Annotated in this window: 22 protein-coding genes and 1 tRNA gene; 7 read left to right on the top strand and 16 right to left on the bottom strand. The window is 35.8% G+C overall.

Going from position 1 to position 24,735, the window contains the following annotated elements:
* Nucleotides 1-86 precede the first annotated feature (86 nt).
* Both porY and I600_RS11215 read right to left on the bottom strand, forming a co-directional pair.
* Nucleotides 87-1,361: a PorY family sensor histidine kinase gene (porY, locus tag I600_RS11220; RefSeq protein ID WP_058104624.1), complete on the bottom strand. Its 1,275-nt coding sequence runs from the start codon at nt 1,359-1,361 to the stop codon at nt 87-89.
* Between the two features lie 12 nt (nt 1,362-1,373).
* Nucleotides 1,374-2,051: a response regulator transcription factor gene (locus I600_RS11215; RefSeq protein WP_058104623.1), complete on the bottom strand. Its 678-nt coding sequence runs from the start codon at nt 2,049-2,051 to the stop codon at nt 1,374-1,376.
* 160 nt (nt 2,052-2,211) lie between these two features.
* Between I600_RS11215 and I600_RS11210 the strand changes: the two genes are divergently transcribed.
* Nucleotides 2,212-2,658 carry a PepSY-like domain-containing protein gene (locus I600_RS11210; protein WP_058104622.1) on the top strand — a complete coding sequence of 149 codons (447 nt, stop codon included), beginning with the start codon at nt 2,212-2,214 and terminating at the stop codon, nt 2,656-2,658.
* Between the two features lie 67 nt (nt 2,659-2,725).
* On the opposite strand, the gene I600_RS11205 is transcribed toward I600_RS11210, so the two are convergent.
* From I600_RS11205 to mce, 10 genes are all read right to left on the bottom strand, one after another.
* Nucleotides 2,726-3,292, bottom strand: a complete 567-nt coding sequence (locus I600_RS11205) for a TlpA family protein disulfide reductase (protein WP_058104621.1) — start codon at nt 3,290-3,292, stop codon at nt 2,726-2,728.
* Nucleotides 3,293-3,399: 107 nt separating this feature from the next.
* Nucleotides 3,400-3,588 (bottom strand): hypothetical protein, encoded by a 189-nt coding sequence (locus I600_RS11200; protein WP_058104620.1) that lies wholly within the window; start codon nt 3,586-3,588, stop codon nt 3,400-3,402.
* A 106-nt stretch (nt 3,589-3,694) separates the two neighbouring features.
* Nucleotides 3,695-3,937 (bottom strand): hypothetical protein, encoded by a 243-nt coding sequence (locus I600_RS11195; protein ID WP_058104619.1) that lies wholly within the window; start codon nt 3,935-3,937, stop codon nt 3,695-3,697.
* 41 nt (nt 3,938-3,978) lie between these two features.
* Nucleotides 3,979-4,248, bottom strand: coding sequence for a hypothetical protein (locus I600_RS11190; RefSeq protein WP_058104618.1), 270 nt, complete (start codon nt 4,246-4,248; stop codon nt 3,979-3,981).
* Between the two features lie 8 nt (nt 4,249-4,256).
* Nucleotides 4,257-4,433: a hypothetical protein gene (locus tag I600_RS19205; RefSeq protein ID WP_156894545.1), complete on the bottom strand. Its 177-nt coding sequence runs from the start codon at nt 4,431-4,433 to the stop codon at nt 4,257-4,259.
* Nucleotides 4,434-4,871: 438 nt separating this feature from the next.
* Entirely contained in the window at nt 4,872-5,633 is a 762-nt protein-coding gene (locus I600_RS11185) for a hypothetical protein (RefSeq protein WP_058104617.1), read from the bottom strand.
* A gap of 255 nt (nt 5,634-5,888) precedes the next feature.
* Entirely contained in the window at nt 5,889-8,504 is a 2,616-nt protein-coding gene (locus tag I600_RS11180; RefSeq protein ID WP_058104616.1) for a M14 family metallopeptidase, read from the bottom strand.
* A gap of 382 nt (nt 8,505-8,886) precedes the next feature.
* A complete protein-coding gene (locus I600_RS11175) occupies nt 8,887-9,186 on the bottom strand; it encodes a GIY-YIG nuclease family protein (protein WP_058104615.1) in 300 nt (99 codons plus the stop codon).
* Nucleotides 9,187-9,241: 55 nt separating this feature from the next.
* Nucleotides 9,242-9,315, bottom strand: a tRNA-Ile gene (locus I600_RS11170).
* Between the two features lie 324 nt (nt 9,316-9,639).
* Nucleotides 9,640-10,044, bottom strand: coding sequence for a methylmalonyl-CoA epimerase (mce, locus tag I600_RS11165; RefSeq protein ID WP_058104614.1), 405 nt, complete (start codon nt 10,042-10,044; stop codon nt 9,640-9,642).
* A gap of 65 nt (nt 10,045-10,109) precedes the next feature.
* Here mce and rbfA point away from each other — a divergent pair, with 65 nt between their 5' ends.
* Both rbfA and I600_RS11155 read left to right on the top strand, forming a co-directional pair.
* Nucleotides 10,110-10,502 carry a 30S ribosome-binding factor RbfA gene (rbfA, locus tag I600_RS11160; RefSeq protein WP_058104613.1) on the top strand — a complete coding sequence of 131 codons (393 nt, stop codon included), beginning with the start codon at nt 10,110-10,112 and terminating at the stop codon, nt 10,500-10,502.
* A 4-nt stretch (nt 10,503-10,506) separates the two neighbouring features.
* The gene (locus tag I600_RS11155) at nt 10,507-11,712 is read left to right on the top strand and encodes an ABC transporter permease (protein WP_058104612.1); all 1,206 of its coding nucleotides are present in this window, start codon (nt 10,507-10,509) and stop codon (nt 11,710-11,712) included.
* Here I600_RS11155 and dusB read toward each other — a convergent pair.
* Nucleotides 11,709-12,707: a tRNA dihydrouridine synthase DusB gene (gene dusB, locus I600_RS11150; protein ID WP_058104611.1), complete on the bottom strand. Its 999-nt coding sequence runs from the start codon at nt 12,705-12,707 to the stop codon at nt 11,709-11,711. The two genes, I600_RS11155 and dusB, sit on opposite strands and share 4 nt — an antisense overlap.
* A 210-nt stretch (nt 12,708-12,917) precedes the next feature.
* On the opposite strand from dusB, the gene I600_RS11145 reads away from it, so the two are divergent.
* Genes I600_RS11145 through I600_RS11135 form a run of 3 tightly spaced genes read left to right on the top strand, consistent with a single transcriptional unit; the run spans nt 12,918 to nt 15,260 of the window.
* Nucleotides 12,918-13,700, top strand: a complete 783-nt coding sequence (locus I600_RS11145) for a prolipoprotein diacylglyceryl transferase family protein (protein WP_082642956.1) — start codon at nt 12,918-12,920, stop codon at nt 13,698-13,700.
* The gene (locus I600_RS11140) at nt 13,672-15,066 is read left to right on the top strand and encodes a radical SAM protein (RefSeq protein ID WP_058104610.1); all 1,395 of its coding nucleotides are present in this window, start codon (nt 13,672-13,674) and stop codon (nt 15,064-15,066) included. The genes I600_RS11145 and I600_RS11140 overlap by 29 nt, the downstream gene beginning before the upstream one ends.
* Entirely contained in the window at nt 15,063-15,260 is a 198-nt protein-coding gene (locus tag I600_RS11135) for a hypothetical protein (RefSeq protein ID WP_058104609.1), read from the top strand. Before I600_RS11140 ends, I600_RS11135 begins: the two co-directional genes overlap by 4 nt.
* Nucleotides 15,261-15,266: 6 nt before the next feature.
* On the opposite strand, the gene I600_RS11130 is transcribed toward I600_RS11135, so the two are convergent.
* Nucleotides 15,267-17,666, bottom strand: coding sequence for a TonB-dependent receptor (locus I600_RS11130; RefSeq protein WP_058104608.1), 2,400 nt, complete (start codon nt 17,664-17,666; stop codon nt 15,267-15,269).
* Nucleotides 17,667-17,777: 111 nt separating this feature from the next.
* Complete coding sequence (locus I600_RS11125) at nt 17,778-20,180, bottom strand: outer membrane beta-barrel family protein (RefSeq protein WP_082642974.1); 2,403 nt, start codon at nt 20,178-20,180, stop codon at nt 17,778-17,780.
* 203 nt (nt 20,181-20,383) lie between these two features.
* On the opposite strand from I600_RS11125, the gene lepA reads away from it, so the two are divergent.
* The gene (gene lepA / locus I600_RS11120) at nt 20,384-22,180 is read left to right on the top strand and encodes a translation elongation factor 4 (RefSeq protein WP_058104607.1); all 1,797 of its coding nucleotides are present in this window, start codon (nt 20,384-20,386) and stop codon (nt 22,178-22,180) included.
* A gap of 121 nt (nt 22,181-22,301) precedes the next feature.
* On the opposite strand, the gene I600_RS11115 is transcribed toward lepA, so the two are convergent.
* Entirely contained in the window at nt 22,302-24,167 is a 1,866-nt protein-coding gene (locus tag I600_RS11115; protein WP_058104606.1) for a cation:proton antiporter, read from the bottom strand.
* Between the last annotated feature and the right edge of the window lie 568 nt (nt 24,168-24,735).

Here is a 24,735-nt window from a genome sequence, read left to right as displayed (position 1 = left end):
TATTTAAAACTATTTATATAAAAATAGCCTTCAAATCTGTAAAGAAATAGGAACTAATGCGCTTTGATCCGTTTTTTATAAAAACCTTAACCCTTTACCTTAAATAGAATCCTAAAATGGTGTTGCCGGCTATAGCTATACCTTAATTGTAGGTTGTATTTATCAGCTATAGCTTTACTAATGGCAAGACCCAACCCTGTAGAACGGCTATCTGCAGAAACCTTTTTAAATCGTGAAAATAATTCGCCGGAATCCAATGCTTTCTCTTTACCATAATTTTTGATGGTTACACTATTTTCATCAATTACAATGGCTACTTCCTTACCTTCTTCGCCATGGATTATGGCATTTTTAATGAGGTTGGTGACCATTATAATTGCCAAATCGGTATTCATGGTATACCGGATTTTGGCATTAGATATTACATTGACCTGCATGTTCTTATGGGTGGCAAAATCTAAAAAATCTGCCGCGACTTTCTCTATAAGTGCATTAAAATCAATATCCTCCTCTTCCAAATACTGACGGTTATCTATTTTAGACAGTAATAATAGCGACTTGTTCAGGCGTGTTAAACGGGTGAGGTTATCAAGAACTCCTCCTATTTCTTGGGTCTGATGCCCTGTAAGTTCATTTTTCTCCAATAGAAGTTCTAGTTTATTCATTGCAATGGCCAACGGGGTCTGTAACTCATGTGCGGCATTTTCAATGAACTCCTTTTGTGCAATATAACTATCGCGAGATTTCTTGGTTAACTTTTCTACACTTTGGTTCAGTAGGTTAAACTCATCTATATCCGTGGGCTCTTGTTGGATTGGTTCGTCTTTTTCAATTCTAAATCCTTTTAATTTATCAATTAAGGAATAGAATGGTTTCCACACCTTTTTCAAGACCAAATTATTAAGGACCACAATACTCAATACCAACGCCAAATACAGCCCCACTAAATAAGTAAACAGGTTCTCTATCTGATCATCTTCTTCCACCATTGACGTTATAAGCTTGATCTTATAATAGGTGTCATCTTGCACAAAAGTACTTTCAAGCATTCTAATGGGCTCAAACTCATCTTCATTCTGCATGTACATTAAAGTATCGCGATAACTATCCTTATTGATGTCGTGACTAACTGGAGCTACCCTTTTAATGGTATAGTTGTTTACCCCAAACTCCGTATCCTGCAATAAACTGGGATCTATTTTTACCGCATCAATAATTAGTTCTTTTTGGTTTTCCAAGCCATCATCTAAACTGTCGTACACCTCATCTATCATGGCAAAATAGAAGATAACCGCCCAAACGGAAATAAGAACTATGAGTAGTAAGGCAAAATATTTTGTGGTGTGGTTTAGAAGTTTCATAGTACCTGCTGATTATAAGACCAGTAATTTGTAACCCACACCATAAACCGCCTCAATTTCAATTGTGGCAGCTGCATCTGACAGCTTTTTACGTAAATTCTTTATTTGCGAATAAATAAAGTCGAAACTATCGGTTTGGTCAATATGATCGCCCCAAACATGTTCTGCCAATGCGGTCTTGGTCACCAGCCTTGTTTTATTAGCTACCATATACCATAGTACATCATATTCCTTTCTGTTAAGTACTACTTCATTTTCATTGATATGTACACTTCTACTGTCTGGATCAATGTTTATATTGCCTATCTCTATAAATTTATTACCGTCAAAAGTTCTTCGACGAACTATGGCGTTTACACGTGCATGTAACTCAGCCATATGAAAAGGTTTTGGCAAATAATCATCCGCTCCTAAATTAAGGCCCTTAATACGATCATCTAAAGAATCTTTTGCCGAAACAATGATTACACCATCATCTTTGCCAAGTTGTTTTACAAGTTTTAACAATTCTAGTCCGTTCCCATCGGGCAAGGTGATATCCAACAAAATACAATCATAATCGTAAATGCCAATTTTAGATTTTGCCGTTTCATAATCAGAAGCCGTTTCTACAGTATACTGTTCACGCTCTAACGTTTGGCGCATATTCTGTAGCATTTGGGGTTCATCTTCTATAATTAGAATTTTCATGGCATCATTATTTGCATCAATAATATAAAAGAATTCTAGAAAGATATGGGAATAATGTTGCAGTACTAAATAGTTGTTAAAATTGAGCACATCAATTCCATTCCCAATTTCTTCTAGATTTGGTTCTTTTCTTTGAACTGAATTTAAAAATTATCTGATTATGAAGAATAGAAATATAATAACTGCAGCTTTTACATTACTTGGTGCATTCTCAATATTTGCGCAGGATATGAACCCTAGTAATGTACCATCAAATTTAAAACAGAATTTTCAGAAAAGTTTTCCTCAGGCTACCGATGTGGAGTGGGAAATGGACGGACAGTCTTATAAAGTAGAATTCGATATGAATAAAAATGAACATGAAATATGGTACGCTACAGATGGTACTACTACGAGAACGGAACAAGAATTGACCGAGGCAGAATTACCACAAACGATTAAAACGGCCATAAGCGGAAGCTATGCCGGGTATAAAGTAGATTCCATTGAAAAAACTACGGTAAACGGAAGTTCAACATATGAAGTAGAACTTGAAAAAGGATGGAACAACGAAAAGGACGTTGTTTTCAATGAAGATGGAAAAGTACTTAGTGAAATGATTGATTGATGTTTCTTTGATTGGGAAATGTGGGAAAGGCCGGAATTCAGTTTTCGGCTTTTTTTATTTTAAACTATTACTTTGCCATCAACTCATTCAGCAAATTTCTCACTTTAGAACTGTTCCAATCCGCTGCTCCGGTCTCCTTAATGATGATGGTACCTTGAGCATCAATTACATAATTGGTAGGTATACTGTTTTCTTGTAAAATTGCCGGAGTCTGCATTTGTGGAAAATAGATAGGTAGCTCATAACCTTTCTTACGAACAAACCGCTCCACTTTTTCTGGTTCTTCTTGGGTCAATAGTATAAAATTGACTTTGTCCCCGTAGTCTTTATACAACTCTTGAATTCCTGGTAATTCTGCAATACAGGGCGGACACCAAGTTGCCCAATAACTAATGAAGGTAACCTTGCCTTCACCAACGGCAATATTTCTTGAAGCGCCTTGCAAATCTGTAACCGCGTATTGAAATGGCGCCACTTGATCTTGGTCATTGGCGTCTTCTAAACTGGGCGACCAAACCGCTACTTTTAGTTTATTGACCGCTACTTGAATAGGTGTTCTGGTCTGTGGTATTAATAGTAAAACAATAAACCCCACAAATATGACATCACTAATTTTGAACTTCCTCTTTTTCATATGGGTGTGAGTCGAAAAACATAGTGTTTGCTAACAGTTAAACGTAATTACCTCTTTGCGTCAGATTAAACTATAATTAGGTTAAATTTGTACAAATTCTTAAGGAGTTATCCATTCTTGCTTTCCTTAAGATACCCGTTAAATACCACACCAAATAGGGCAACCCAAATTAAACGGAAAATCCAGATATTCATGTCAATTCCAAAAAACTGACCTGTTTCACTGTTGCTAACAAAGCTATAGGCTATTTCAATTATTGCTATAACCATACCAATAATAAAAATTGCTTTTCTCATATTACTTTATTTATTGGCACCGCCAAAGGGTATAATATCCCGAGGCTTGCCTCGAATTTAATAGTTTGTTTCCTTTGAATGCCTCATGGGCTTGCTCTGAGGTGTTTTACAATCTGGAATCCAATTCCTTTTTAAAGGTATTCATATGCTTTACATTCAATGGAATAATTGCCGACAATGCAAACGGAACTGCCAATAACGGAGTTAAGCCATCTTGTATAGATACGTAGATCAAAAAGAGTAAAATTCCGAACAATACAATTGCCAAGAGCCATACCATAGTTTTGGCTGCTGTATGCTTTTTAAGCAGTTCTTGGGTACTTAATTTAGCTAAGGCTTCTTTGGTCATTTCATTTCTTTTTTGGCAAGTCCATGATTTAGGTATAACCGCTATTCTTCAACATCGTCCTTAGACTTGTTGTATTTGGTAAACTCTACTTTTTTATCTTCCAATATTTTATAAAACCTACGATGACTTATTTTAAGGTCTTTGGTAATTTGCGCCACCTTTTTAGTTTTCTTTTTGTAGTGTTTTATTTCTGCCGTAACGGCTTTATTGAAGTAGTATTTATGTAGAGCATCAACCACTTCTAACTCGGTCTTATTGCTATTGTTCGCCAGCTGATCTATTTCAGATTTAATTTGTTGTAAGCCTTTCATATCTTATCCTAATTTTCTGGCACTGGGTCAGAGAACCTTGATTTTAAATGCGCATACTTATCTAAATCTTCTAAAGAGTGGTTTCCGTAATCATTGACAATATCAAATTTTACGTTATTGTTTGCCAAGAAAGTGGCTACTCTTTCTAGCTCTTCGGGGGAACCTTTAATTTCAATTTTTGCCATTGTTTACAAATGCATTTATTTTAGTGTTTGCCTAAATTTAGGAATATTCTTTTGAATTTGGGAATTGAAATACCTTACCCAACACATATACCTATTAAAGTTAATTGAAAAATTATTTATTACGCCAATGAATTGTCAATGCTAAACCTCTGCTATATTTACTTCTAGCAGCATTTTCTTTATTGAGGTAAAGGTGAAAAGATTATGCTAAAAAGTTTTTGTGCAATCAAAGGGTAAAAAAAGCCCATTAATAAAGAGCAACACTAATAGATTCTGGGGGAACTTTAGTATACTAATATTAAGGGCAGCCTCAATTTAACATTTAATTAGGAAATACAAAAATTGGATATAAATTCTATGTGATTTTAGTCCCAATAATTATAAAAACAAAAAAAGCAGCCTTATCGGCTGCTTTTTAATTTATCCAATTTATTTTATTTATTCACCTATATAAGAAAATGTGGTTACGTAAGTTTCATTCTCATCTGAATGCTCAGATACTGTTGAAACCGTTGCAGTTGTAGGGTAATCACCGTCATAAGTATATGACATGTTGATGGTGTACTCTATTTCACCTTCCTCATTTTTATATAGTACTTGTGACGGATTGTTGTTTGGGAACAATGCTTTGGCCCTTACAATTTCTTCTGCTTGTGGTGCTGCCGCAAAATTTAATCTAATTTGATCCATAACATCGATCAAACCTGCTGCTTCTGCAGTTTTATAAAATGGGTTTGGCTTATCATCATAAGAGATTTCAGCGGTGTAATACACTACTTCTTCTTCACCGGTCATGTAATCATAGTCATATTCTATAAACTTGATCACTGATGGATTGCCATTTTCATCATATTCCTCAACTTGGCCAGTTTCAAAAGCATCATACGGTGATTCGTATAATTCTTCTACATTACCATTGTCTACATTACCGGAAACATTGGCTAAATTTCCATCTTCGTAAATGAAATTAGTGGTTTCTGTTCCATCAAAAATAGAATTCAACTGTAGCTCGCTATTATAAGAAAATATAATACTGCTGCTATCATCTGAATTTTCGGCAGACGCCACATCTATTGAGCTTATTAGCTTTGTTTCTACTTTACCGTTTACTTCTTCAAACTCGTCTGAGGTAGAATCATCACAACTAAAGTTAAGGATTGCAACAGATGAAAATAATAATAAGTTTTTAATTGATCTCATGCTTAAATTTTGATTTTATTTATTGTTAGGTCTATACTTAACCATTAGCTTTTAAAAATATTGTAATGGATTTATTACGGAAATCCGTAATAATTTAACAAGGTCAACTACCACGGTGTTTGTAGGAATATTTTGATTCAAAAAAAAATTAAATAAAAAATGCCCACCGAAATTCGATGGGCATTTTTGGTACTTAACCTTTCTGTTATTGAAAGATTATATCACTTTATCCTATGTTAATTCATATACTTAATACTATTCTGCGGCTCCTTCAAAAATAGTATTGAATATTAGTTTATAGGTACCTCTTGGTTGTGCTCTAAATTGTGGCCTAAATGCGAACAACACAACAGAACCCTTACCGTATGTTGCTTTGACCATAGCTGGTTTTTTAGCAATGTACTTTTTCTCGCCCATTGCCCAGCCACTCATTAAAAGGTCTTTCTCCGCATAGGTGGCAATTACCTCAACTTCTGGAGCAGGTGCATCTTTTATATCTTCTGTACCACCTTCGCCTTTTTTACTTTGCTTATCAATAACAAAGGCACGACTTTTATTGAAGGAAACAGCAACGGTATCTTGCATACCAAATGCCAACGGATGCGTGGTATCTATACCTGTCTTGATCAATGAACCTGGTATAAAAAATTCTTTGCTATCTGTGTCTTCGGTAGCGTCTTTTAGGGGTAAACCAAATTGCTCTATCACATAATTACTGGCAGCATCAAAAGCCATTAAAGTCCCGCCATTTTCTACATATTTGCTCAAGGCAAGCGAACCTTCTAAACCGATACCACCTGTAAACTTCTCTGGCATTTTTAATGGTGAGTTACCATGTAAAATTGATTTTGCGCGTTGTGATGGTATGATCAGTACATCATACTGCGACAAATCTTTTGTTTGTATGTCTGTATCGTGAAGCGTATCGGTCTCGAACGAATATTCATCCATGATAAAGCGTGTCCACCCTTCATCCATATTGGAAACCCAAGATTTATACAATCCTACTTTTGGCGTATGTACCTTGGTCATTTCCACTTTTGGTTCGGCAGATAACCCAACAACTTCTAAACCATATTCTGCCGCTAAGTCATCTATAGATGCACTACCACCCGAAACAATATATGACCCAGCAGGATACTCAGTTTTACCCGATTTAAACGCTGCTTTGGTTTTATGTGCCGTCCCGCCTGCTTTTAATACTTTATTGGTCACAGCAACAGATGCATTACTATTGGCACTTAATAGATATCCAAAGGAAGCATTCCCCTTTACACCACCTTCATAATACGGTGCAGATACAAGCACTTTTTCTGTACTTACCTTGAACGGTTCTGCAATTTTATCTACTGCAATACCCATTTGCATGGGCAATGTCCAACCGGCTAGATCATAAGGAGTGTCCGGTGGACCACCTGGATATTGAAAACGCGTTGGGTAATTCTGCTTTTCCATCAAATCCATTAAATACGGTCTAAAGGCTTGTGCAGTGTAAATTACATACGAACCTTTCTCATATTTTTTTCCGTTGATCTCAAAATTCTTAGTGGCTTTTTCAATTTCAATTCCGCCTTTTAACAATACGTTTACCAGGTTTACAGATTCAAAAGCATCCCACTGCTCTTTTGCTATTACATATGCGAACGGACCTTCCTCTTTTGATTTCTCAATTGTCGAAGCTCCCATTTTATAGATATTGTACAAGTAGTTGCTCTTACGATCAGCTGCTAAATCCAGAGTTGCCCAAGTTGCGGTCAGCATATAGTCTACGGCATCTCGAAAATGAGATTCGCCACCTTTCCAAGGGTCTGGATACATAATATCGGTACCATCTGTTGGTGTGCCACCGGCAACGGTTTTAGGTAATTTTTCAGGATCGTAAAATCGCGGCGTCGGACTCGTATGACCAACTTCAGTTAAAATACCGATCATATTGTGATAGTAAGGCACGGTACGCCCACCGCCGTTCCAGAACATGGTATAAAAATTATCGGCAATGGCACCTGGCATATTCTCCAATGAAAACCTTTTGGTCATTGCAGAGCCTACTTCACTTACACCGGCAGTGATTGCTGGATGTATTCTTGGGTTTACAGGATCTGCATATGGTGGTAAAGATATTTTTGTCCAAGATGGTGAAGATTGATGGTGGTTATATACTATCTGTGGATACCATTCATTGTACAAAATCTTAGTTACGTTATAGGTTTCTGGCATGGTATTCATAAACCAATCCCTATTATTATCATGCCCCATGTAGTAGTGATATAAAATTGGAGGTCTTGATGTCTCATATGCCGTACCCAAATTCTTCTTGTACCAGTCTACAACAATATCCAACCCATCAGGATTCATTACCGGCATTAATATGGTAATCACATTGTCCCTAATTTTTTTAATCTCGGTAGTTTCTGCAGTAGCCAAGGTATATGCAAACTCAGATGTCATTTGTCCGTGTGCCAACTCAGTAGAGTGCATACCGCCGTCTATCCAAACTACAGCTTTTCCTTCCTCAGATAATTTCATGGCTTCTTCGTCAGAAACCTGAACACGGGCAAGTTTTGTACTAATGTCTTTCCATTTATCTAAATCTTTTAGGTTTTCCTCACTAGAAATAAACAGAATGTACATTTTTCTACCTAGTACCGTAGTTCCAATTTCTACTTTTTTGACACGATTAGATGAAGCGTCTAGTTTAGAAAGATAGTCTTCAATTTGGCTGTAGTCTGCCAATTTATAATCGGCACCGACTTTAAAACCAAAAACGTCTTCAGGTGAAGGTACGGTTTGCGCCATGGTCATGGGCATACACGAAATGGCCAGTACAAGGGTCAGCAATGCCGCCTTGTACCATGAGTTTTTTGTAGTCATTTTTTGAATTAGTTTGTTTGAACTAGGAAATTAAGAAATAGAAAAGAGTTGCGTAAATCTTACAAACAAAGATTATGTTAAAAGAAATGTTAATTTCAGAGTTCGTGATTTGATGGGGGTGTTTTTGAGGAAATGGTTTATCCAAAGATAAAATCTACTTACATGTGGGAAGATTGATATTGTTAAAATCACTTTATTTCAACAATTCTTCTCAACAAGAACCGAAACAATGCACCTATTAGTAGTAGCTCTAAGTGTAATTTATGTTTGTGATTTGTCCATAAATGAAAAAACTCCATTAGATCATTTGATTTAATGGAGTTTTATATGTGGTCCCACCTTTCCAAAAGTTGACCACCTGTCCCGATAGCTATCGGGAGCGTCAGCTGCTCTTGGTTTCATTAAATATCTTGTCTCGTAGCTCGGCATATGTATTCAAGTTCCGAATGTAAACACCGCTCCTCATTGATTTTATTTTTCGTTCTAGGCGAATTGCATGGGCATAATCATCACAATCAAACTTCAAGAATAAGACCCAATCATTTGTATTCGAGGTAAAGCTTTTTGAACCATAAGCACCTGCGTTGTGATTTTCAATACGTTGGTCTAAATCTTCATGACACGCACCAATATAGAATTTGTTAAGTGTTGTGCTGTATAGAATGTAAGTATGTGAAGACATGGTTGGAAATAAAAAAACTCCTTTAAATCTAGTGATTTTAAAGGAGTTTTATATGTGGTCCCACCTGGACTCGAACCAGGGACCACCTGATTATGAGTCAGGTGCTCTAACCAGCTGAGCTATAGGACCGGTTATAATTCAATATTTCAATTCTTAATCTTTTCACCACCTGTCCCGATAGCTATCGGGAGAGTCAGGTGCTCTAACCAGCTGAGCTATAGGACCGGTTATAATTCAATATTTCAATTCTTAATCTTTTCACCACCTGTCCCGATAGCTATCGGGAGAGTCAGGTGCTCTAACCAGCTGAGCTATAGGACCGGTTATCATTTTGTAAGGCGTAACCCGAATTTAATCGGTTAAACTAGTGCTCAAACCAGTTGCATTACAAAACCCGCAAATTGCGGATGCAATATTACTACTTATTTTTAACCAACACAAACAATTTCATCGCTACTTGACAATTTCTTGGCACAACTCTACCAACACCCCATTTGCAGTCTTTGGGTGTACAAAGGCAACTAGCTTATTATCTGCCCCTTTCTTGGGTTTTTCATTCAGTAAAGTAAAGCCTTCAGCTTTTAAACGTTCCATTTCAGCAAAAATATCTTCCACTTCAAAAGCTACATGGTGTATGCCTTCTCCCTTTTTTTCCAAAAACTTGGCAATGGGTCCGTTAGCCGTTGTGGCGGCCAACAACTCTATTTTGTTAGGTCCGTTTTTAAAGAAGGAGGTTAGTACACCTTCCGATGCAACTTCTTCTTGCTTATAGGGTGCCACACCAAGTAATTTCTCAAAAAGGGCATTAGAATCTTCCATGTTCTTTACCGCAATACCCAAATGTTCGATCTTTTTCATGCCTTATTTGCTTCAGAGTGCATTATATAGGGGTTAAGATACATTTTTCTATGTATTTTTGCAGTATGGAAACGCAAAGACAACGTAAGATAGCGGGAGTTATTCAAAAAGATATTGTAGACATTCTACAAAAAGCTGCCATTGATGGTGGGTTACGTAATACCCTTATCTCCGTATCTAAGGTTTCGGTTACAACAGATCTTTCTATTGCCAAAATATATTTGAGCATTTTTCCTAATGAGAAAGCGGGAGAGTTAATGGAGGGCATAAAATCTAACCAACCCCTAATTAAACACGAACTTTCTCAACGTACACGTAACCAATTACGTAGAGTGCCTGAGCTATTGTTCTATTTAGATGATTCTCTAGATTATATAGAGAACATTGAAAAATCACTGAAGCGCGAAGAAAACCCAATAGAGAACAGAGATTTATTACCTAAACGTAAAAAGAGCTGATCGGTTGAATTTTCCTCTCTATATCGCTAAAAGATATGTGCGTTCTAAAAGTACCCAGAACGCGGTCAACATTATTAATTTTATCACCTTTTTAGTTATTGTCATTGGCTCTGCCGCACTATTTATTGTATTATCTGCCTTCGCCGGTTTAAAAACTTTTAGTCTTTCTTTTACCGAATCTTTTGACCCACAATTAAAAGCGTTACCCGTAGCTGGTAAGACCTTTACCTTATCCCCAGAACAGGAAGAACGTTTGCAATCGGTCAACGGATTGGCATTTTACTCTAAAGAAATAGAAGAGAAAGTTTCTCTTGAACACCGAGGAAAAAACCATATTGCATACATAAAAGGGGTAGATAGTAACTACACTAAAGTAACTGGTGTAGATAGTACGCTTTATATTGGCGACTGGACATTAAATGAATCTCAAGTAGTGTCCGGTCTGGGTATTGCCAATATCCTAGGTGTTACCATCAATCAATATAGAAGCCCTATGCAGATCTATGCTTTTAAACCGGGCAAGGGTTCTATATCGCAACAAAGTATTTCATCGCTCTACAATCAATTGCCCATGGTCATTGGTGGCGTGTATGCCGTAGAAGCTGATTTGGATAATAAATACGTTTTTGCCGATCTGCGATTGACACAAGCTTTATTGGAAAAAGATTCGCTCTCCATTTCCGGTATAAATTTTAAGATGGATGAAGGTGTTGAACCTAGCGCCGTGCGTGATGAAATTCAAACAATTTTGGGTGATGGCGTACAACTAAAAAACAGACAGCAACTGAACAGTACACTCTACAAAATGCTGAATACCGAAAACATAGCCACGTATCTCATTTTTACTTTAGTACTTATTATTGCCTTATTTAATGTTGTCGGCGCTATTATCATGATGATTTTAGACAAGCAACAGAATTCTAAAACACTCTACAGCCTAGGTACTACGATCAAAGAATTGCGCCGAATTTATTTTGTACAAGGCATTCTAGTAACTGGTTTTGGTGGATTAATTGGCGTATTGCTTGGCGTATTAATTGTTTGGTCGCAGCTTGCTTTCAGTTGGCTAAAAATAACGGCTACTTTGGCTTACCCGGTAAAGTTTGAATTTATCAATATTGTCATAGTACTGGCAACCATTCTTGTATTGGGCATAATTGCCTCTAAAATTGCAAGTAGCCGAATCAATAAAAAGTTGGTAGACCTCTAAGCATTGGTAAACTGGTGATCGCCGAACTTTTGCAACACCTCATCAAAAGCAGCGAATACCGAAGCAGAATCATCACTGGTTACCATTTTCATACGATACTCCTTAAAATTAGGAATTCCTTTAAAGTAGTTGGTATAATGTCTTCTTGTTTCAAACACGCCCAAAGTTTCCCCTTTCCAATCTATGGACATCTGCAAATGACGACGCGCAGCTTCTACACGTTCTGCCATTGTTGGTGGTGCTAAATGGGTTCCTGTTTCAAAAAAGTGTTTTATTTCCCTAAATATCCAAGGGTAGCCAATACTTGCACGACCTATCATGGCGCCATCCAATCCATATTCATCACGCATTTTCATGGCTGCTTCCGGTGAATCTACATCTCCGTTACCAAATACGGGTATATGCATTCTTGGATTGTTCTTAACCTCTCTAATAGGGTTCCAATCTGCACTTCCCTTATACATTTGTGCACGGGTTCTTCCATGTATTGCAATTGCAGCACAGCCCACATCTTGTAAACGTTCTGCAACCTCAACAATTTTAATGGAACTATCATCCCAACCTAATCTGGTCTTTACCGTAATGGGTAAATTACTATGCTCTACCATAGCCTTGGTCAAGGAGACCATTAAGTCTATATCCTTTAATATTCCGGCTCCCGCTCCTCTAGATACCACTTTCTTTACAGGGCAACCAAAATTAATATCAATGATATCGGGCTTTGACTTTTCTACAATCTCTACAGATTGTAACATACTATCCAAATTAGCGCCAAAAATTTGAATACCTACAGGGCGTTCCTTCTCATAAATATCTAGCTTCATAACGCTTTTTGCGGCATCACGAATCAATCCTTCCGAAGAAATAAATTCTGTATACACCACATCGGCTCCTTGCTCTTTACAAAGGGCTCTAAATGGTGGGTCGCTTACATCTTCCATTGGCGCTAAAAGCAACGGAAAATCAGGTAGTTGTATGTCTCCTATCTTGGGCACTGCTGTCTAATTTTGGGTTGCAAAGTTATATAAAAATACGGGAAGCGCATTACTTAAGCTTTTTGGTAAATTCTATGGTTTTTACAGGCTATTATTACTTGTTAAAAACACTTGTTTGTAGAAACGGCGTAAATTAGTGTCCAAATGACCTCTTTATTTACGCTTCGAAATATATTTCAAATTTTGAAATAAAGCGCTTACAATAACTTCATGACCCATACGCTACTTATTGTCTCGCTACCTTTTGAGCCTATTGTATTTGGTGTAAAATTAAACATGCACCTTATTCTTGAATACCTAGCGTTTTTTGTAGGGTTTAGATACTATGTTTTTCTACGGAAAAAGAGCGCTGATGTCATTTCTTCCAATAACCGACTCTCCATTATCATAGGTGCTATTTTTGGGGCGCTGTTTTTATCAAGATTAGTGGCGTTTTTTGAAAACCCTATAGCCCACTTAGATCAAGGTTTGCTTTACAACCTAAACAACAAAACCATAATTGGCGGACTCTTTGGTGGCTTGCTGGGTGTGGAGCTTGCGAAGAAGATTATTGGCGAAAAACATTCGTCTGGAGACTTGTTTACACTGCCTATCATCTTAGGCATTATCATAGGCAGAATTGGTTGCTTTTTAGCAGGTGTTAAAGAGTTTACCTACGGAAAAGAAACTTCCTTATTTACCGGTATGGACTTAGGTGATGGTGTTTTAAGGCATCCCATTGCACTATATGAAGTGCTGTTTTTATCCGTGCTTTTCGTCATCATCAAAAGGTTACAAAAGTTGAATCTTACTTTTAAAAACGGAGATATTTTTAAGCTCTTTATGGTTACCTATTTCTCCCTTCGGTTCGGTATTGAATTTCTAAAACCCAACTCTTTTTATTTCTTAGGGCTAAGTAGTATTCAAATATTATGTCTAATTTGTTTGGTGTACTACCAAAAATTCATCCTACGGGGAATAACATATGTCAGAAAAAAACTATACCTATTATGATTTTACATTAAGCCTATGCCCAGAATGTTTACGTAGGGTAGATGCCAAAATCGTTTTTGAGAACGAGAAGGTGTATATGCTTAAAAACTGTAGAGAGCATGGTAGGTCTAAGGTGCTTATTGCAGACGATATTGAGTACTATAAGAACATAAGAAACTATAATAAGGCTTCTGAATACCCAAAAACCTTCAATACAAAAACACATTATGGATGCCCTTATGATTGCGGACTTTGCCCTGATCACGAGCAACATTCTTGTCTTACGGTTATTGAACTGACCGACCGCTGCAACCTTACCTGCCCTACTTGTTATGCGGGGTCATCTCCCACTTATGGTAGACACCGAACATTAGAGGAGATTAAAAAAATGTTAGATGTTATCGTTAAGAACGAGGGCGAACCAGATGTGGTTCAGCTTAGTGGAGGTGAGCCTACCATACATCCTAACTTTTTTGAAATTCTTGATTACGCAAAATCGCTCCCTATTCGGCATTTAATGTTGAATACCAACGGAATTAAAATTGCAAAAGATTTTGATTTTGCGAAACGATTGGCAACTTACGCACCAGATTTTGAAGTGTATTTACAGTTTGATTCTTTGGATAACCATGTACTACAAACCTTAAGAGGTGCAGACCTGGCAGATATTCGTCTACAAGCGTTAGATCACTTAAATCAATTGAACCTTTCCACAACATTGGTAGTCACATTACAAAAGGGGCTGAACGACCATGAAATGGGAAGCACCATAGACTTTGCCCTAAAACAAAAATGTGTGCGCGGCGTAACTTTTCAACCCACACAAATTGCTGGTAGATTAGAAAATTTTGAAGTAGATGAAAACCGTATTACCTTAACTGAAGTACGTAGAAAAATTTTAGAGCAATCGCCCATTTTTGAACCAGACGATTTAATACCGGTACCCTGTAACCCCGATGCCTTGGTGATGGCATATGCTCTAAAATTAGGCGATGAGGTAAATCCGCTAACTAGGTTCATTAACCCAGATGATTTATTGAACGAAGGGAAAAACACCATTATTTACGAGCAAGATGAACAACTGCACGGCAAAATGATCGAGCTTTTTAGTACAGGCAATTCTGTTGAAAAAGCATCGGAAAATTTAAAAAGTATTATGTGCTGCCTACCTGAAATTGATGCTCCAGAACTTGGATATGATAACCTGTTTCGTATCATTATCATGCAATTTATAGATGCCCATAATTTTGATGTACGTGCCATTAAGAAATCTTGTGTGCACATTGTAAACAAAGATTATAAAATTATCCCTTTTGAAACTATGAACTTATTTTATAGAGATGATAAAATAGAACGATTAAAGGAATTACAAAACGAAATGATATGATTTTAGAGGTTGGAAATCTTGATGGGCTATTTACTTTAATACTTCTTATAATGTTTGGTCCGGCATTATTGTTTTTAATTATTGGAGTTATTCTATTTTCTCAACAAAAGAAAAAAGCCGGTAAAGTTTTTTTGATTTTAGCAGGTATCTACCTACTAGTTAGTTTAGGTATTTGTGGATCTATGATGACTTAAGCAAATCTATAATCGATTGTTTTCATCTGTGCTTTTACTCTTAGAGTTATCTCTAATTTTTGTGTTACCAAATTTGTACCTAAAACCCAATACAAACAGTCGATTTTCGCGTCTAGTACTTGTAGAATTATTTTGTTCAAGATAGTTTCTTGTAGAATAAATATTTCCCTTATTAAAAATATCTTCTACACCTATTGAAATGCTAGCATCTTTGTTCCAAAATGTCTTTCTGAAATTTATACCCAATTTACTATAGGCTCTAAAACTGGCATTACCTTGTACGTATGGCGAAATATAAGTGAATGCCATGTCCGCATACAATGATTCATCTTTTAATAATGTAAAATAATTATTAACTCGTAGGTATGTGGTCCAAGTAGAGTTGTCAATAATAGCGTTGGTAGTTACATCAACAAATTTATTCTGATTGTAATATTGGCTCACTAAAAAATAAAAATACCAATACGAGGTAAAATATTTAGATACGCTAGCATCTGCACCAAAATTATAATTGGTTTCTAAATTTATATACTGCGCTATTAAAAAATTGGTCGTATTGTCTTGAATAAATTGTTGTACCTGTTGGTCCGATTTTATACTCGTAAATAAAGCAAACTTATAGTCTTTATCATACACATAATCAACTTCTATATAGCTACGATAAGCTGGTTTTAAATTAGGGTTTCCCTCAAAAATAGAGTTTGCAGATAAATAATATTGAAAAGGGTTAATGCTGCTATATCTAGGTCGGGTAATTCGCCTGTAATATTTAACCATGAAAGCATTTTTGTCTTTCGTATAGGACATAGACAAGTTTGGAAATACATCAAAATAAGAATTTGTATTTGCTGATGATAAAATATTTAATTCTCCCTTTGTGTCTGTATATTCTGCTCTAAGACCTACATTTAATTTCCATTTTTCCCAACTGTTGCTAAGGCTTACGTAACCTGCATAAATTTGTTCGTCGTAATTAAAAATTCCAGATTCTGAAGGGTTAATGTTGGTAATGGTCTCATCAAAACCAGACTGTAGAATACTTGACACTGAGTTTATATTTGCAAATTTTAAGCCTGTCTCTAAAGTAGACTGTTTTGATAACGGTAATGTTAGGTCTGTTTGGGCGCTGAAAAGGTTTATAATCTGGTCTGAACTTATATTTAACGTATTCTCAGAAGTATTCTCGGTAAAACCTTCTACAATGTCATTATTTAATTCTTGATTATCCTTAGAATCATAATAGGTAAAGTGGGCGTTTGTTGCTATTTCTGCCCCTTTATCATCCAACTTATGTACCCAATCTAAATAATTAGACGTGTTATAGGTATCATCACCTAATGTATTAAGACCTTTTAAACGCGCTATTATATCTGCATTGGTACTTTCAATATCGGTTGATGAGGTATATATTGTATTGTTATCGGGTGATAAACTTGAGGTAGAAGAAAAGCTTAGTGCATTTTTTTCATTTAATTCAATATCTAAAAACAGATTTAGATTATGACTTTTTCCTTTAGATATAGATTTTTGCTCTGCAGTCCAAATCTCATTTTCTTGTCCGTCTTCAAAAAACGTGGTAGCATCAGAATATCTGGTCCAATCCCTATCATGACTAAAACTGTAGTTCGTTGAAAAATCTACTCTTTTACCTTTAAAAAAGTGATCTGTACCTACTGTATGTTTTGGTAAAACACCTTGCGTATATCTGTTAAAAACAGCACCGTTATACCCTGCAACAAGGTTTTTCTTCATTTTAATATCAATTAACAAACCACCCTCTGCACTATATTTTGCCGGCGGACTCGTAATTACTTCTATAGATTGTACATTACTTGCAGAACTACCGCTAAGTAAATTGATAATATCCTCTTCCGGTAAGTTGACCAGCTTACCATTGATCATAATATTTACCTTAGAACTACCATTTACATACAAGCGATTATTCATTACCATTACGCCTGGTGTACGCTTTAAAACATCCCAAATAACGCCATCAGAAATTGCCGTGTTTTCAACGTTGAAAATATGACGATCTGCCAATTGTTCTAATTTTGGTTTGTTCTGGGTTACTACGACCTCATCTAATTCTTGAGCGCTTTGAAGAACAAGTGGTGGCATCTCAATACTACCGGTTATGGAAAGAATTTCACTTTCTACGGTATTTGCTATATAACTAGCTACTATACGGTAGTTGCCAGTGGTGACGGACTTAATTTCATAAGCTCCTTGATCATCGGTAACCGTACCTTTAATGAATTCACCTTCTTCACTCAACAAGATTACATTGGCCAAAACAACGGGAGTATTGCTCTCGTCTACGACCAAACCGTTGATGGTAAAATCTTGTGCAAACGCTAAAGAAAACGTAAGAAAAAATATAACCGTTAAATAAGTACTCCTAATCATTTAATAAGCGGTAATTCTAACTAAATGTAGGAAAGTAAAATTGAATTATCTTACAGTGCTCTTAATATTTTCTTAACAAAAAAATAAGATGCTGATAGTTAACATTTTATCTTACTCCAATCTGTCCAGTTCTAATTTGTCTATGCTTCTTTGATTGTCCTCTAAACGGAAATTTCCAAAATTGTAGGTAAAGCCGAACTTTACATATTGGGTTTCAGGAACGGTTAGAAATCTGTTGTCTTGATTCAGATACTGCGAAGAAACATAAGAATTGTAATTACCTAATAAGTCATTGGCACTTACACTTAAAACCGCTCTATTATTGAAAAAAGACTTTCTTAAACCTACTGTTAAATTTGTGGATTCTTCTTGAATATAAGAACCCTGCAACCAGCCTGATAAATATACAAAACCTAATTCCCCCTTAAAACTACCATCGTTGGAAAGCGTTACGTAATTGGTTAAGTCTATATAGGCCCCATTATACTCATTCTTAAAAGAGTAATCATCGCTTTGTAGGGCTATGAATGTTTCATCTTCATGAAACAGTGAAATGTAACTATACAAATACCAATTGTTGGTAATGGATTTTCCATAGGTAAAATCAATCCCATACGAAGTACTTTCCAATACATTCTGTGTGATATCCCTTAAAACGAAATTATCATTGTCTTGAAAAGTAAGTGTAGAGATATACCTACCATTATCTCGATAATAGAAATCAAAATAATACTCCTGATTCAGTGTATAATTCAAATTAAAATTATGACCAAAACTAGGCATTAGATTAGGATTACCTTCTTCAAAAGTACGTTCATTGATATAGGTTCTAAAGGGATTTAAATCTTCATACCTAGGGCGTTGTACTTTTCTAGCATAATCAAAAGATAAGCTGTGATTGTCATTAATGTTATGTAATAGGTAGAAAGAAGGAAAAAGTTCAAAATAACTAAGATCATTGATAGTCGATACATTTACAGATACCCCAGAACTTTCTGTTTGTTCTGCACGTAATCCTGTTTTTACACTCCATTTTTCCCAGTCTTTAGAAAGGCTAAAATAACCAGCATACACACTTTCATCGTATGTGTAATCATCGGATAAATTTGGAATAAACTCGGTACCATTATTCTCCAAAAAATAATCTAGTTTACTTTTAGAGTCTATAAAAGAACTTTTGATTCCTGTCTCAAAAAAGACACTGCCCAGGTAATCGTTGTAATCTATTTGAGCGGTTTTAATTTCTATTTGTTGATCGGCAAGCGTAGAAAAGTTAAAATCGCGAATAAATGATCCATTGGGTTCAAAGTAGTCAGAATTGACATCTTGATTTCTATCTAAATCAAAATTCGTGTAATGTGCGTTTACGGTCAAATTACCCTGATCCTTAAATTGATGTTTAAAAGTAAGGTCGCCAGAAATATTGTTCTTTCTTTCACTTAAAAAACTATTTGTGGTAAATAGGGAATCCAAAACACCAGATGCATCTTTAATGGTAGTTTCCTGAAAGAAATCTGCATCTCTCTTAGGTTGTATAAGGGCATTACTTGTAAAACTTAGTACATTTTTATCGTTAAAATCATAATCTATTACTAAACCTGCACTATGTGTATTGCTACGTATTACTTGGTCAAAATCTGTATCCCAAACAGAAACAATACCACTATCGCCCATAAAATTAGTATTGTTCAACGTGTTTTTATACTCCTTTTTGGGTGCATAATTATAACTGGCGTTTACGTTTAACCTTTTGGTTTTGTAAAAGTGAGAGGTACCAAAATTATATTTGGGAAACACACCTTGCGTATAACCGGCATTGACATTTCCCTTATAACCAATAGATACATTTTTACTGGTAATAATATTTAAAATAGATCCCCCCTCGGCATCATAACTAGCCGGTGGATTATGTATTACTTCAACGGATTTAATATTCTCGCCTTGGTAGTTTTCTAAAAGACTTTTGACCTCATCTGAAGATAATTGAACTTTTCTATCATTAATATAAACGGTAGTAGCCTGGTTTCTTACTTTAAGTTCATCATTCATCATAAGTACTCCGGGCGTTTGCCTAAGAATATCCCATGAACTATTCTGAGAGATTACGGTATTCTCTACATTAAAAACAATACGATCTACTTCTCTTTTGACTACGGGCTTATTACTGGTAACGGTTACCTCGTTCAATTGCTCAGCTTCTTGTTCTAAAATTAATGCCCCAATTTTAGTATCCTTCAAAATTTCCAAAGGCAAATTCTCAGAAACCTGACCTATATAAGATGCTTTTAAAAAATATAGACCTTCTGCAATATTAGAGAACAAAAACGCTCCGTTTTCATCTGCAGATGTACCTGTTACCAATGTGGAATCTGTAACCGTTAGAAGAAAAACAGATGCAAAAGCAACGGGTTCTTGGTATTGGTCTTTTACTTCTCCGCTAAGTTCAAAGCCTTGCCCATATGAAAAGTGTGAAAAGCCTAGCGTAAAACAAAAAATAACAAGTAGAGGTTTCAACAGAAATTTGGGGTTTTTTGTCAAATCTAAATATAATATTGTCGTAATTCTTTACAATATATGTAATACAAAGTTATAAATACAATAAATAAATAGGTAAGCCCACTAAAGTTTAGCGCTATAAATTAGATTATATTTGCAATTGCTCTTTTGTACCGAGTATAATTTATGGTATAAAAAGCATCAATATTACTGTTTCCGCTATGAAAAACATTAGAAACTTCTGCATTATTGCACATATTGACCACGGTAAAAGTACCTTGGCAGATAGGTTATTGGAATATACGGGATCTGTTACCGATCGAGAAAAAAAGGAACAGCTACTAGATAGTATGGATCTTGAAAGAGAACGTGGTATTACCATAAAAAGCCACGCCATACAGATGGATTATATCTATAAAGGCGAAAAATATATACTGAACTTAATAGATACCCCTGGTCACGTAGATTTCTCTTATGAAGTTTCTAGATCTATAGCAGCTTGTGAAGGCGCATTGTTAGTAGTAGATGCTGCACAAAGTATACAGGCACAAACTATTTCTAACTTATACCTTGCACTAGAGAACGATCTGGAAATAATACCGGTATTGAATAAAGTAGATTTACCGAGTGCCAATCCAGAAGAGGTTACCGATGATATTGTTGACCTATTAGGTTGTAAGGCAGAAGAGGTTATACCCGCCTCTGCAAAAACGGGCATTGGTATAGAAGAAATTTTAAGTGCAATCATTGAAAGAATTCCTGCCCCTAAAGGCAATTCTGATGAAGCCTTACAAGCTTTGGTGTTCGATTCTGTTTACAATCCGTTCAGAGGGGTAGAAACTTACTTTAGGGTCGTTAACGGTTCTATTAAAAAAGGACAAAAAATAAAGTTCGTTGCAACCGATAAAAGTTACTTTGCAGATGAGGTAGGTACCTTAAAATTGACCCAGCACCCAAAAAAGGAAATAAACACTGGTGATGTAGGATACTTGATTACAGGTATAAAAGATGCCCGTGAAGTAAAGGTTGGTGATACCATTACAGACTCTGCAAACCCAACAAAAAATGCTATAGGTGGTTTTGAAGATGTAAAACCAATGGTATTCGCAGGTATATATCCTGTAGACACCGAAGATTTTGAGGAGCTACGTTCTTCAATGGAGAAATTACAACTTAACGATGCCTCTTTAGTATTTGCGGCTGAGAGTAGTGCTGCACTTGGATTTGGTTTTCGTTGTGGATTCTTAGGAATGCTGCACATGGAGATTATTCAAGAGCGTTTAGAGCGTGAGTTTGATATGACCGTAATTACTACGGTACCAAACGTTAGCTACCATGCGTTTACTAGAAAAGACCCAGAAGTTCCGTTAATTGTTAACAACCCAAGCGATCTACCAGATCCATCTACCATAGATCGTGTAGAAGAACCATATATTAAAGCAACCATTATTACCAAGTCTGATTTTGTGGGTAATGTTATGTCTCTTTGTATTGAAAAAAGAGGGCAGATTACCAACCAAACTTATTTGACAACGGAACGTGTTGAACTTAATTTTGATATGCCTTTGGCAGAAATAGTATTTGATTTCTATGACCGCCTTAAAACAGTGTCAAAAGGATATGCTTCTTTTGATTATACACCAATAGGTATGCGTGAATCTAAACTGGTTCGTGTAGATATTCTTTTGAATTCGCAAACCGTAGATGCATTGTCCGCTTTAATACATTTTGATAGTGCTACCACAATTGGTAAAAAGATGTGCGAAAAATTAAAGGAGCTAATACCAAGACAACAGTTTGATATTCCAATTCAAGCAGCAATTGGTTCAAAGATTATTTCCAGAGAAACGATCAAGGCCTTACGTAAAGACGTAACAGCTAAATGTTATGGTGGAGATATCTCTCGTAAAAGAAAGCTTCTAGAAAAGCAGAAGAAAGGTAAAAAGCGTATGCGCCAAGTGGGTAATGTTGAAATACCACAAGAAGCATTTATGGCCGTATTAAAACTAAACGATTAGTAATTAATTAATCTTACAATTATAATAGCCTATCTCTGGATTCAGAGATAGGCTATATTTTTTTAACGCGTTGTAGTTCTCACAATACCAAAAAGGGGCATTATTTAAAACAGTAAACCCATTATACCTCATCGGTTTCCGATTGAGCTTCTTTATCAGGATCCTCATTAGGGAACATTTTACCCAAATATGCCAATTTATAGCCTTTTTGAATATCTGTAAAGTCCTTACTGAATGCAGTGATAATATGTATGTCGCCGTCTGGATCTAAAAGAAATAATGGTACAATATCGGCATCGGCCTTGGTAATTTCAATTAACCCTTCATAATGCTCTGTATCATGAAGTTCTATTTCATGTATCGCAGGGAATTTTCTAGCAGCTTCGGTCAACTTAATAAAGTCATCGGTATGCGAGAATAACCCTTCTTTTGGGTTGTTTTCCGGGTCAGACATTTCATCGGCATCTACCAACCTAAAGGATCCATTTTCACCAAAGGCATCTTGAAATTTGTTGATTGCGTATTTGTTGATATCCGAATTGGGGGTCAAGGCCATTAAATAGCCAATGTCATTGAGTTCTATATTATCTGTCAAATTATCAGAATATATATTTGCAGATATAGCTTCTAAACCCAGTTTGGTGGCCTTATCAATATTGGATTGATTATTGTCAATTAAAACCACATGCCTATCGTTTTTATGTAAATAATCACCTATTAAACGTGAAACCTTAGAGGCACCCAAAATTAAAATACCTTCAGATTTATTTAAAAAGACTCCTATTAATTTAGCGAATACACGGGCCGTAGTTGCGTTTAACAAAACGGTACCCAAAACAATCATAAAGACCAAGGGTGTAATATATTCTGCGCCAGCTTCGCCCTTAGATAAAAGCTTTGATCCAAATAATGAGGCAATACCCGCAGCAACAATACCCCTAGGACCTACCCAGCTAATAAAAAGTTTTTCGTTGAATTTTAAATTAGATCCTATTGAACTTAAAAATACCCCAAGAGGCCTTATAATAAGTACTATTGATAAGAAAAGGGCTATGGTCTTCCAGGTGAATATCAATTCTAAATCGGCAATATCAATATTTGCAGCCAATAAAATGAATAATATGGATATTAAAAGAATACTTAAAGACTCTTTAAAGTACAGCAACTCCTTAATGTTGGGTAAATCTGTATTTCCCATGACCATACCCATAACAACTACTGCCAATAAACCAGATTCATGTGCAAAAACATCGGACATTACAAAAACACCTAGTACCACAGATAAGGACACTACATTTAAAAGATAATGTGGTATAAAGTTCTTTTTGATTAAAAATGTAAGTGCATGTGCAAAGGTAAACCCGAAGGTAAACCCAAATAACAGAATTTTTCCAAACTCTATTAACGCCGTCACGGTGTATGCCTGGCCTTCACCGACACTTATAAATTCATATACCAATACTGCGGCCAAGGCTCCAATGGGATCTATAAGAATACCTTCCCATTTTAAAATTGCAGATACATCTTTTTTAAGCGGAATATTTCTTAAAATAGGGGTTATTACAGTAGGTCCCGTAACAATGATCAATGCCGAAAAAAGGAAACAAAGTTGCCATGACAATCCAAAAAGAAAGTATGCGGCCAATGCAGCCCCAAAAAAGGTGGTTAAACTACCCAGTGTAATCAGTTTAGTAATTACCGGTCCTATGTTCTTTATTTCTGAGCGCTTTAAGGTAAGTCCGCCCTCAAATAAAATAATACTTATGGCGAGTGATACAAAATAGTATAGTCCCTCACCAGGAAAAAGTCCTTTATCACCGTTCCAAATTGGTTCAATTATTTTAGACCCATCTTCGGTATATAGCGTGGACAAAGGTCCCACAATCAATCCTATAAGTATCAAAGGTAAAATTGCAGGCAGTTTTAAGCGCCATGCTACCCATTGAGCAAGTATTCCTAAAATTATAATTCCTGCAAGCTCTAGCATTTAATTTGTTTTGAGATAAAAATAACAATTCTAGACCAGTAAACGTCATAATTTACAGCCCATAACACCTATTTTAATATCATTTGTTTTTTCGATTATTATAAAACACGGACGGAAAGCATATAATTTGATTTGTAAAACATTTCAGTTGTTTGTTCTACATCTAAAATTAAGATACCTAAAAGCTATACAACGCTAATCGCCTTTCCCTTTTAACCCTATTTTATGCTCAATTATAACTACACCATATGGAGCAGTTTAATTCTCCTTAAATTCCAAACTAACTAAAATCATAGCTTGTAATTAACTCATAAAAAGAAATAAATATCCAACTAATGTTTAAGATAATTGCTGTATTTTATAGGTAATTCTAAAATTCCATTGTGTAAAGGTGTTACGTTTAACAAAAGAGAACTATAGCACTTTGGTACGTATCATGCAATTTTTAAAAAACTGTATTGCTTTCAATATCAATTATTAAATGTGTTTTATACACCAAGTTTAATCTTACAAAAGTATCAGAAAAAACATCATAATAGGCGAGACTTTTATAACTTCGTAATTATCA

This window comes from Maribacter dokdonensis DSW-8 (genome assembly GCF_001447995.1).
Taxonomy (GTDB): Bacteria; Bacteroidota; Bacteroidia; order Flavobacteriales; family Flavobacteriaceae; genus Maribacter; species Maribacter dokdonensis.
Note: the sequence above shows the minus strand (reverse complement) of the source record. Positions and strands in the feature narration are given on the sequence as shown.

Coding starts and splice junctions, on each gene's coding strand:
- porY (WP_058104624.1), bottom strand. CDS start 1,361: ATGAAACTTCTAAACCACACCACAAAATATTTTGCCTTACTACTCATA.
- I600_RS11215 (WP_058104623.1), bottom strand. CDS start 2,051: ATGAAAATTCTAATTATAGAAGATGAACCCCAAATGCTACAGAATATG.
- I600_RS11210 (WP_058104622.1), top strand. CDS start 2,212: ATGAAGAATAGAAATATAATAACTGCAGCTTTTACATTACTTGGTGCA.
- I600_RS11205 (WP_058104621.1), bottom strand. CDS start 3,292: ATGAAAAAGAGGAAGTTCAAAATTAGTGATGTCATATTTGTGGGGTTT.
- I600_RS11200 (WP_058104620.1), bottom strand. CDS start 3,588: ATGAGAAAAGCAATTTTTATTATTGGTATGGTTATAGCAATAATTGAA.
- I600_RS11195 (WP_058104619.1), bottom strand. CDS start 3,937: ATGACCAAAGAAGCCTTAGCTAAATTAAGTACCCAAGAACTGCTTAAA.
- I600_RS11190 (WP_058104618.1), bottom strand. CDS start 4,248: ATGAAAGGCTTACAACAAATTAAATCTGAAATAGATCAGCTGGCGAAC.
- I600_RS19205 (WP_156894545.1), bottom strand. CDS start 4,433: ATGGCAAAAATTGAAATTAAAGGTTCCCCCGAAGAGCTAGAAAGAGTA.
- I600_RS11185 (WP_058104617.1), bottom strand. CDS start 5,633: ATGAGATCAATTAAAAACTTATTATTATTTTCATCTGTTGCAATCCTT.
- I600_RS11180 (WP_058104616.1), bottom strand. CDS start 8,504: ATGACTACAAAAAACTCATGGTACAAGGCGGCATTGCTGACCCTTGTA.
- I600_RS11175 (WP_058104615.1), bottom strand. CDS start 9,186: ATGTCTTCACATACTTACATTCTATACAGCACAACACTTAACAAATTC.
- mce (WP_058104614.1), bottom strand. CDS start 10,044: ATGAAAAAGATCGAACATTTGGGTATTGCGGTAAAGAACATGGAAGAT.
- rbfA (WP_058104613.1), top strand. CDS start 10,110: ATGGAAACGCAAAGACAACGTAAGATAGCGGGAGTTATTCAAAAAGAT.
- I600_RS11145 (WP_082642956.1), top strand. CDS start 12,918: ATGACCCATACGCTACTTATTGTCTCGCTACCTTTTGAGCCTATTGTA.
- I600_RS11140 (WP_058104610.1), top strand. CDS start 13,672: ATGTCAGAAAAAAACTATACCTATTATGATTTTACATTAAGCCTATGC.
- I600_RS11135 (WP_058104609.1), top strand. CDS start 15,063: ATGATTTTAGAGGTTGGAAATCTTGATGGGCTATTTACTTTAATACTT.
- I600_RS11130 (WP_058104608.1), bottom strand. CDS start 17,666: ATGATTAGGAGTACTTATTTAACGGTTATATTTTTTCTTACGTTTTCT.
- lepA (WP_058104607.1), top strand. CDS start 20,384: ATGAAAAACATTAGAAACTTCTGCATTATTGCACATATTGACCACGGT.
- I600_RS11115 (WP_058104606.1), bottom strand. CDS start 24,167: ATGCTAGAGCTTGCAGGAATTATAATTTTAGGAATACTTGCTCAATGG.